General features: G+C 64.0%; 9 protein-coding genes. 3 read left to right on the top strand and 6 right to left on the bottom strand.

Going from position 1 to position 9,685, the window contains the following annotated elements; all coding sequences use genetic code 11:
- A partial coding sequence (gene xseA, locus NKI06_RS26990) for an exodeoxyribonuclease VII large subunit (protein WP_352987661.1) occupies positions 1 to 861 on the bottom strand: 861 nt, incomplete at its 3' end.
- A 91-nt stretch (positions 862 to 952) separates the two neighbouring features.
- Here xseA and NKI06_RS26985 point away from each other — a divergent pair.
- Positions 953 to 3,151 (top strand): bifunctional diguanylate cyclase/phosphodiesterase, encoded by a 2,199-nt coding sequence (locus NKI06_RS26985; protein WP_352987660.1) that lies wholly within the window; start codon positions 953 to 955, stop codon positions 3,149 to 3,151.
- A gap of 6 nt (positions 3,152 to 3,157) precedes the next feature.
- Here NKI06_RS26985 and NKI06_RS26980 read toward each other — a convergent pair whose 3' ends face one another.
- Positions 3,158 to 4,114 (bottom strand): LysR substrate-binding domain-containing protein, encoded by a 957-nt coding sequence (locus NKI06_RS26980; protein WP_352987659.1) that lies wholly within the window; start codon positions 4,112 to 4,114, stop codon positions 3,158 to 3,160.
- A 178-nt stretch (positions 4,115 to 4,292) separates the two neighbouring features.
- Between NKI06_RS26980 and NKI06_RS26975 the strand changes: the two genes are divergently transcribed.
- A complete protein-coding gene (locus NKI06_RS26975; RefSeq protein WP_023670560.1) occupies positions 4,293 to 4,583 on the top strand; it encodes a DUF1127 domain-containing protein in 291 nt (96 codons plus the stop codon).
- 233 nt (positions 4,584 to 4,816) lie between these two features.
- Here the strand turns inward: NKI06_RS26975 and NKI06_RS26970 are convergent, their stop codons facing one another.
- The 4 genes from NKI06_RS26970 to NKI06_RS26955 form a co-directional block, all read right to left on the bottom strand.
- On the bottom strand, positions 4,817 to 5,878 hold the full coding sequence (locus NKI06_RS26970) for a DUF937 domain-containing protein (RefSeq protein ID WP_023710135.1): 1,062 nt from the start codon (positions 5,876 to 5,878) through the stop codon (positions 4,817 to 4,819).
- Positions 5,879 to 5,968: 90 nt separating this feature from the next.
- Entirely contained in the window at positions 5,969 to 7,342 is a 1,374-nt protein-coding gene (locus tag NKI06_RS26965; RefSeq protein ID WP_352987658.1) for a glutamate--cysteine ligase, read from the bottom strand.
- Between the two features lie 114 nt (positions 7,343 to 7,456).
- Complete coding sequence (locus NKI06_RS26960; RefSeq protein WP_023729093.1) at positions 7,457 to 8,191, bottom strand: 16S rRNA (uracil(1498)-N(3))-methyltransferase; 735 nt, start codon at positions 8,189 to 8,191, stop codon at positions 7,457 to 7,459.
- A gap of 31 nt (positions 8,192 to 8,222) precedes the next feature.
- A complete protein-coding gene (locus NKI06_RS26955; protein ID WP_352987657.1) occupies positions 8,223 to 8,870 on the bottom strand; it encodes a hypothetical protein in 648 nt (215 codons plus the stop codon).
- A gap of 86 nt (positions 8,871 to 8,956) precedes the next feature.
- Between NKI06_RS26955 and NKI06_RS26950 the strand changes: the two genes are divergently transcribed.
- Complete coding sequence (locus NKI06_RS26950; protein ID WP_023692350.1) at positions 8,957 to 9,655, top strand: type 1 glutamine amidotransferase; 699 nt, start codon at positions 8,957 to 8,959, stop codon at positions 9,653 to 9,655.
- Positions 9,656 to 9,685 lie beyond the last annotated feature (30 nt).

Genomic DNA, 9,685 nt, shown 5'->3' with positions numbered 1-9,685 from the left:
ACTGGCTAGTGTCGCTTCGAGGTCCGCTTTCACCGGCACCGCGATCTCCGCCGCACCTGTCGGCGTCGGTGCCCGCATGTCGGCGACGAGATCGATCAAGGTCCAGTCGGTCTCGTGGCCGACGGCCGAAATCACCGGGATGCGCGAGGCAGCGACGGCGCGCGCCAGCCCTTCATCGTTGAACCCCCAGAGGTCCTCGAGGCTGCCGCCGCCGCGCGCCACGATCAGAAGGTCGGGCGGCACGATCGCTCCATCCCAGGCCAGCGCGTTGAAGCCGTTGACGGCCGCCGTCACTTCCGCCCCCGCCGTCTCGCCCTGCACTCTCACCGGCCAGACCAGCACATGCAGCGGAAAGCGGTCCTTGATGCGATGGATGATGTCACGGATCACCGATCCGGTCGGCGAGGTGACGACGCCGATGGTGCGCGGCATGAAGGGCAGCCGCCGCTTGCGGCCGGCATCGAACAGCCCTTCGGCCTGCAGTCGCCGCTTGCGCTCTTCCAAAAGCGCCATCAGCGCCCCGGCGCCGGCGGGTTCTAGATTGTCGATGACGATCTGGTAGTTGGATTTGCCGGGATAGGTGGTGAGTTTGCCGGTGGCGATCACCTCCATCCCCTCTTCGGGGCGGAATTTCAGCCGGCTCATCGTGCCTTTCCAGACCACGGCATCGAGCCGCGCGCGGTCGTCCTTCAGGGTGAAATAGGCATGGCCGGAAGAGTGCGGCCCGCGATAGCCGGAAATTTCGCCGCGCACCCGCACATGGCCGAAGACATCCTCGACCGTGCGCTTCAGCGCGCCGGAAATCTCGCTCACCGTGTATTCGGTGGCATTGGTTCGTGATTCGGATTCTGCGTCGCTCATCGGCCGATTGAGCGGCTGTTGTCGCTCCGCGTCAAGATTCCATAACTTGATCTTAAGCCTGGCCTGATTGACTCTGGGCCAAGGAGGACGCATGAGCGCCCGCAAACAACGCAGCCCGTTGACGTTCCAGGTCACCCTGACGGTGCTGACGCTTGCCGTTTTTGCACTGGCCATCGTTGTCGGCTTCGGCCTTTACGCCACCATGCAGGCCGACCGGGTCTCGCTCGAGCGGCAGAAGGTTTTCCTTGCCAATGGCCTGCAGGACCAGATCGCCGCGGTAAAGCGCGAACAGGAAAGCGTCGCCGTCTGGGATGATTCCGTTATAAACGCCAAGGCCGGCAACCAGACCTGGATGGCCGAGAATCTCAGCGTCTGGATGTACTCGTATTACGGCCACAACCGGGTCTATGTGCTGGACAACGCCAACCGGCCGGTCCACGCCATGCGCGAAGGCAAGGTCGTGTCGCCTGCCGTCTTTGGCGAGGACGAACCCGCTTTGCGGCCGACAATCGCCAGGTTGCGCCAGATGATGAGCAAGGACGCAAGCCAGGCCGGCGCAAAATTCGTTGCCGACGATCTGGTCTCGCTTGGCGGTCAGCCTGCCATACTCAGCGTCATGCCTCTGGTGCCGAGTTCGGATCGCGTCACCCAGGCACCCGGCAGCGAATATCTGCATGTCTCCATAGAGTTCATCAACGACGCGGTGATCGGCAAGATTGCCCAGAAATATCTGCTGGCGGGGGCGCATCTCTTGCCTGTGGCTCAGCCGCTTGGCTCGGCTGCCATTCCGCTTATCGACAAACAGGGTGTCATCCTCGGCTATATTGCCTGGGACCAGGAACGGCCCGGCCTGACGCTGGTCGGCAAGGCAAGCCCGGCCCTGGCTCTGGCCGCGTTGGTCGCGGCGAGCGTGCTGGCCTTTCTGCTCCGGCGTCTGCGCCGTGCGTCATCGGCGCTGCAGACCAGCCAGGCCCAGGCGCAATATCTCGCCTTTCACGACACGCTCACCGGCCTGCCCAACCGGGCACTGTTCGAGGACAGGCTGCGGCGTGCCTTGCTTACCTCCGGCAATGAAAGCAAGGTCGCGCTGCTTTATCTCGATCTAGATCGCTTCAAGCATGTCAACGACACGCTTGGTCACCCGGCAGGCGACGAACTCGTGCGCCAGACGGCGGCCAGGCTTCAGCATACGGTTCGCGACGTCGACACGGTGGCAAGGCTGGGTGGCGACGAATTCGCGGTAATCCTGATCGATGTCCGCGACGTCAGGAACGCAGAGGATATTTCCGAGAGGGTGCTGCAGAAACTGCAGGAGCCGTTCAAACTGATGGACGATCAGGTCTTTATCAGCGCCAGCATCGGCATAGCCTTGTCGACAGGCCCTGATGCCGATGCAGACGATCTGCTGCGCAAGGCCGACATCGCGCTCTACGAAGCCAAGAAGAATGGCCGTGGCCGCTACCAGGTCTTCGCCGGCGACATGGACGACCTTTTGCTGCGCAAGCGCAAGGTCGAGAGCGAGCTGCGCAGCGCGCTGAACGGCGGCACCGGTATCAAGCTCGCCTACCAGCCGGTCTTTGCCAGCGACGGCAAGACCATTGTCGGCGCCGAGGCGCTGATCCGCTGGGCGCATGAGGTCCATGGCGCATTGCCGGCGGCGCAGTTCATCGCCATCGCCGAGGAACGCGGCATGATCGGGCAGCTCGGCGCATGGGCCCTGCTGGAAGCCTGCCGCTTCGCCGTGAAGACCAAACTGCCGTGGCTCGCCGTCAATGTCTCGCCGCTGCAATTGCGCGACGCCGGCTTTGCCGAAGAGGTTGCCTCGATCCTCGCCGAAACGGGACTGGCGCCGAAGCGCCTGCAGCTCGAGATCACCGAAAACGTTCTCCTGGAAAACAACGACACCACCAGAGCGGCTCTGGCAGCCTTGCGCCAGTCGGGCGTCGGCATTGTGCTCGACGATTTCGGCACCGGCTATTCGTCGCTGAGCTATCTGCGCCGCCATGCCATCGACAAGCTCAAGATCGACCGCTCCTTCGTGCGGCTTCTCGACGGCGACGGCAATTCGGGCGCCATCGTCAAGGCGCTGATCGATCTCGCCGGCGCGCTCAAGGTCGAGGTCACCGCCGAGGGCGTAGAGACCGAGGTGCAAAAGGCGCTGCTGGTCGCCATGGGCTGCCAGCAGCTGCAGGGCTACCTCTTGTCGCCGCCGCTGGAGCCGGCGCAATTGGTGGCGCTGCCCGGCCTGTCGTCGGCCAACGCAACGACGGAGGCGGCAGCGTCGGCCTGATCGTTCCTACCAGCCAGGCAGGATCTGGTTCGGCTTGCTCCGCTTCATCTTGGCGAAGGCGAGCGAGGCGAAATCGAAGCTTCCCGTTTCTTCGCCGAGCGGCACGGAAATATTGTCGAGGCTTTCCGAGATGTGCCGGGCCAGCGCGTCGACGATTTCGGGCCGCGAGGTCTGGCCGCGCATGATGCCGATGCGGCAGTCGGGCAGGGCGCCAAAACCGTCGGCTTCGCCCAGCACCCGCATGCCGGGCCGCAGCGCGCATTCCGGCAGCACCGAGATCGCCAGTCCCGACAGCACCGCGGCGGTGATGACGGTGGCCGAGAAGCTGGTGAACAGGATTCGATAGTCGCGGCTTTGCCGGTCGAGCACATCGACGGCGGCGCGCCGCCAGATGCAGTTCGGCCGGCCGAAGGCCATCGGCAGCACTTCCTGTTCGTGCGTGGCATGGTTGGCCGAGGTCACCCATAGCAGCGGCTCGCGCCGCACCACTTCCGACTGGCCGCGCGTGTCGTTGTGCGTCACCAGCGCAAGATCAAGATTGCCGCGCTTGATATGCTCGACCAAGCCTGGTGTCGGCTCGCAGATGACAGTCAGTTCGACGCGCGGATTTGACCGTGTGAAGCGTGCCATGATTTCGGGCAGGAACCGGTCGGCATAGTCGTCGGGGGTGCCGATACGGATGGTGCCTTCGAGCCGCTGATCATCGAAGGCGGCCAGCGTTTCGCGGTTGAGATAGAGCAGGCGGCGCGCGTAGGAGAGCAGCTTGTCGCCTTCCTCGCTCAGCCTGTTGGTGCGGCCGTCCTTTTCGAACAGCGGCTTGCCGATCCGCTCTTCCAGCCGGCGCATCTGCATCGACACCGCCGATTGCGTGCGCAGCACTTCCTCGGCCGCGCGGGTGAAGCTGCCGGTATCGGCAATCGAGATGAAGGTCTGCAATTGGTCGAGATCGAGTGGCGCTTTCATCGGTCCAATCCATCACTAGCGTTGATGCTAAAGATTAGAAACATTCGTTGGATTAATCAATCGGTGCGTGGCAAATTCACATTGTCCACATGAAGGCATGTGAATCGAGACCGGAACGGCCGCTGTCCCCAGCGCCGATCGCCTGGTCTTGTCCAGTTCGAGTCTGAAGGAGACCGACATGACCACGTTTGATTTCGCTACCGAGACCTCGCGCATAACCTCGCGTCCGGCCGTTGCGACGCGCGTGGCCAACACCCTTCTCAATGCCTACCAAGCCTGGAAAAATCGCCGGGCCTTCTATCGCCTCGGCGAGATGTCGGACGCCGAACTCGCCGATATCGGCCTGACGCGCGCGGATCTCCATGTCGCCATCGATGTGCCGTTCGGTGCCGATCCGACCGTGAAGCTGCGTGCGATTGCGAGCGATCGTGCCGATACGATCGAAGATCTCGCCCGCCAGATAGCGTGATATCGGGCGCATTGTTTCGGCTGCCGTGAACCTTTCTCAGGCTCGCTGCGACCAACGAGTATAGCAGGCTTCCCACTCCCTGCCGGTTCCCCGCCGGCCAGCCTGCACACTGGCCCGGTCCTCCTCCAGGACCGGGCTTTTCTTTTAAAGCTCCGTCGTCATCGTGCGGTCTGCGCCGCGTCGCTTCGTTCCTTGCTCCGAAGCCGCGAAGGTCAGCGCCCAACTACCGCCAACTACCGCCGGTCCATGTCCCGCTTGAACTGGTCGAAGATCGTTTCCACGCCCTTCTGATAGTCGTCGCGCTGCTGGGCGCCGGTCTCGAACATCTTGCCGAAAATATCGTCGAACGGATTGCGTGGCCTGCCGCTCGGATTGGCCTGCGGTTGCGGCGCCTGGCGCTCCTGCGGTGCCTGTCGCGGCTGGGGTGCTTGCGGCTGCTGCGGTGCCGGCTGCCCACCGGGCAGGCCGAAGCCGCCACCACCGCCTTGCCGCATCATCTCTTCAAAAATCTTGCCCAGCGGGTTGTCGCCGTAAGGGCTCTGCGTCTGTTGCGGCTGTGTTGGCTGCTGCGGCCGGCCCTGCGGTTGCTGTGCCGCGCCACCGCCGAACATATCCTGCAGCACCTTGCCCAGCGGATTGTCGCCATAGGGGTTGGGCGCCTGTTGCGGTTGGCTTTGCGGCTGTTGGGCGCCGCCGCCGAACATGTCCTGCAGCACTTTGCCCAGCGGGTTCTCACCGTAAGGATTGGGTGCTGGCTGCGGCGCAGGCTGTGCCCCGCCGCCCGCCTGCCGCATCATCTGTTCGATGATCTCGCCGAGCGGATTGCTGCCGCCGCCGAAGCCACCGGCGGCCTGCATCTGACCCCCGGTCAACTGGTTTGTCGTCTGCTTGAACAATCCGCCCATCACCATCGAAGCGATGGCCGGCAGCATCTGCTGCAGGATCTGCTGGCTGACGCCGGTCGCCTGCGCGGCCTGGCTGGCCACCGCGCGCGACAGCTCCTTCGAGCCGAACAGATGACCCAGAATGCCATTGCCCTCATTGACGCCTTGCGGTGAGAAAGCCCTGGTCGCGTCCTCGAAGTATTTGGCGTGCTGGCCGCTCGCCATCGCCGTCATGAAGGCGCCTAGCCCATAGGGATCGGCGGTGTTGCGTTGCAGCCCTTGCGAGAAGGCCGGCAGCAGAGCGGCGACAGCCGCCTGCGTCTGCTGCATGGAAAGCCCGTACTGCTGGGCAAGCGCCTGCATGCCGTTGCCGTTCTGCGCCTGCGCCAATATGTCGAACAAGGTAGGCATCGGTTTCTCCTCCCGGAAATCCTCGAGGGAGAACCTAGTTCGTTTCGATGTTCGATTGAAGCGGCTTTTGCCGCTGCTCAAGGCGCGACGCTAATACGCATATTCCATGAACACCGGCTCGATCGAGCCGCCCCAGCGCGTGTGGTAGGCCGACAGCATTTCCTCGGCACTGGTGGTACCGCGCGCCACGACTTCGTCCAGCGTGTTGAGGAACGAGGTCTCGTCATAGCCGTCGCGGTTCTTCCTGCCGCGATTTTTCAGCCCAAGGCGCGAAATGGTCATTACATCGCGGCCGATCTCACGCAGCGTCGTGTTGCGGAACGGCGCGGAAATGCCTTGTTCCGGCACCGCATTGCGCATCGCCAGCGTTTCTTCATAGGTCCAGCTCGAAGTCAGCGCCTCGGCGGCGTTGAGCGCGGCCTCGTCATAGAGCAGCCCGACCCAGAAGGCCGGCAGCGCGCAGATGCGGCGCCACGGCCCGCCATCGGCGCCGCGCATTTCGAGGAAGCGCTTCAGCCTGACGTCAGGGAACAGGGTCGACAGATGGTTCGCCCAGTCGCCCATGGTGGGCAGTCCGTCCGGTACTTCATTGCGGGCAACGCCGGCCATGAACTGGCGGAAGGTGATGTGCGTCATGTCGTGATAGTGGCCGTCGCGGATGACGAAATACATCGGCACGTCGAGCGCCCATTCGACATAGTCGGCAAAGCCGAACTCGGGCGAGAAGCAGAATTCGAGCAGGCCCGAGCGTTGGTTGTCGGTGTCGCGCCAGATGTCGCCGCGCCAGCTCTGCAGCCCGTTCGGCCGGCTGTCGGTGAAGGGCGAGTTGGCAAACAGCGCCGTCGACAGTGGCTGCAGCTTCAGCGACACCTGCATCTTGCGGCGCATGTCGGCTTCGCTTTCGAAGTCGAGGTTCACCTGGATGGTGCAGGTGCGATACATCATGTCGAGACCCTTGGTGCCGACCTTGGGCATGTAGCGGGTCATGATTTCGTAGCGCGATTTCGGCATTTTCGGCGTCTCGGCCAGCGACCATTTCGGGCTGCCGCCGAGGCCGAGAAAGCGGATGCCCATCGGCTCGGCGATCTCGCGTACCTGCGCCAGATGCGCATTGCCCTCCCGGCAGGTCTGGTGGATCGTTTCCAGCGGCGCGCCCGACAGCTCGAACTGGCCGCCAGGCTCCAGCGAGATCGCGCCCTGTCCGGTCGGCTCGACCAGGCCGATGATGCGGCCGTCATCGATGATCGGGTCCCAGCCGAGCTTTTGCTGCATGCCTTCGAGGATGGCGCGGATGCCGCGCTCGCCGCCATAAGGCACCGGCGCGTTGCCGTCGACATAGAAGGGGAACTTCTCGTGCTCGGTCCCGATGCGCCACTTGTCGCGCGGCTTGTTGCCTTCGGCCAGATGCTCGACCAGTTCGTCGATGCCTTCGATTGGCCGGAAATCGGTTGTGTCGCGCGCCATGGGGCCCCCTCTGCGGCTCTCGGAGCCCGCCGGCGCTAAATGGACGAAATGTCAGCAGCCGATCAAGCGAAAAATCCTGAGCCACAGGTCAACAGGAATTGATCTTTACGCCTCTTACCAGTCTCCGACCGTCGCCTGCATCACCGCAAGCGCCGCTACAGCTGCTGTGTCAGCGCGCAGGATGCGCGGTCCGAGCGGGATGGCAGTGACGAAGGGGAGCGCCCGCAGCATCTTGCGTTCGTCGTCGGAAAAGCCGCCTTCCGGCCCGACCAGCAGCGCCAGCTTCCTCTCCGGCACCGCCTGCAATGCCGGCAGCGGGTTGTTGGTCGAGGCATCCTCGTCGCAGAAGATAAGCCGGCGTTCCTTGTCCCAGCCGGAGAGCAGGCGCTCGAATTTCTCGGCCTCGCGCACTTCCGGCACCGCCAGTATGCCGCATTGCTCGGCCGCCTCGACGACATTGGCGCGCAGCCGGTCGATGGAGGGTTTTGCCACTTGCGTGTGCTGGGTGATCACCGGCTGCAGGATGCCGGCGCCCATCTCGACCGCCTTCTGCACGAGATAGTCTAGCCGGCCCTGTTTCAGCGGCGCGAAGCAATAGATCAGGTCAGGCAGGGGCGGTTGCGGTCTCTGCGAGGCCAGCACCTTCAGCCGCACCGCCCTTTTCGACCTGGTGGCAATCGCCGCCGACCACTCGCCGTCGCGGCCGTTGAAGACCAGGATCTCGGCGCCTTCGCCAAGCCGCAGCACATGCGTGAGATAATGGCTCTGCTGCTGGCCGGCATCGAATTCGATGCCTGCCGCGAGGTCGTCCGGCACGAACAGCCGCTGCATCTTGTAATTGGCGCGCATCGCCGAGGAATGGGCGAGGCGGTGCCTGGCGTCAAGTCTCGGCGGAACGATGCCACACCGGTTCAAAACCGTGCCGCAGCACCGAAACGGTCGTGGCCGGTGTGAGCAGGCGCAGCGACCGGCCGGCAAGGCTGTCGAAGGCCGCCGCATCGCCATAGCCTGCGAACGACCAGGGCAGCGCGTTGCCGCCGCGCAGCGCATAGGCCGAGCCGCCATCCGCGATCATCGCTCCGTCCGGCAATTCGGCAAGCTCTCCCATGGTGACATCAGGTGGCTTGCCGCCGGAAGCCAGCCGCTCCTTGTGCAGCCGCTTGTCCACCATTGGCGCGCGCGGTTCGTTTACACCGAAGACTTTGCCGAAACGCCCGACAAAATCCGTGGCTCGCTCACGCCGGCAATAGAAACAGGGACGGTGCCCGGCGGCCAGCGCCGTCACCTCGTCGAGGAAGAACAACTCGGTCCAGCCGGCCCTGCCGCCCGGCCTGTTCCTGCCCATCGGCTCGCGCCGCGCATTGCGGAATTGGCAGACGCAGATGATCCAGGCCGGCAAGGCCCAACGCTTTTTCAGCAGCGTCTTGGCCTCAGGATCGTGGATGATGCCGCGATTGCCGGTGAACAGGCCGCGCTCGGATATGGCATGGATGGCGCCGAACGGATCGACCCGGTTCTGCAGTGGCATAGCTCTCTCCCGAATACGCATCTTGGCTGCAATACGGGCGACATGATATCGCTCGTCGCGTCATTTCATGTCAGCAGGGTTTTGCGATGCGGGTGCTGGTGGTCCAGAACTACGACAACACCGGCCTTGGCCAGGTTGGTGCCGCGCTCGCCGAAGCCGGCGCCGATCTCGACCTGCGCCGGCCCTACAAGGGCGATGCGCTGCCGGACGACGCGACCGGACACGATGCCATGGTGATGCTTGGCGGCGGTCAGAATGCGCTGGCCGACGATGACTACCCGTATTTCCCGGCGCTGCTCGAACTGACCCGCGATTTCGCCGCCAAGGATCGCTCGGTTCTCGGTATCTGCCTGGGCAGCCAGTTGGTTGCCCGCACTTTCGGCGGTGAGAACCAGATCGGCGGCGCCTCGGAATTCGGCTGGCACAAGGTATCGCTGACGCCGGATGCCAGAACCGATCCGGTGCTTGGCGCACTTCCCCAGGATTTCCCCATCTTCGAATGGCACGACGACACTTTCGCGCTGCCGTCAAATGCGGTGCGGCTTGCCGGCAGCGAAATTGCCGAGAACCAGGCGTTCCGTATCGGCCGCGCCGTCTACGGCTTCCAGTTCCATTTCGAGGCCGACCGGCCGATGGTGAGGGACTGGAGCACGTCCTTCGCGCCGCTGATTGCCGATCGCCATCCCGACTGGCACGACCGCCTCGACAGCGAAATGGCTCTCAACGGCCCCGAGGCTGATGCCGCGGGCTTGGCCATTGCCCGCGCCTGGGTGGCGACGATCTGAACTCAGCCAACGCGCGGCCGTTGCATAATT

This window comes from Mesorhizobium sp. M0772, assembly GCF_040320135.1.
Taxonomy (GTDB): Bacteria; Pseudomonadota; Alphaproteobacteria; order Rhizobiales; family Rhizobiaceae; genus Mesorhizobium.
Note: the sequence above shows the minus strand (reverse complement) of the source record. Positions and strands in the feature narration are given on the sequence as shown.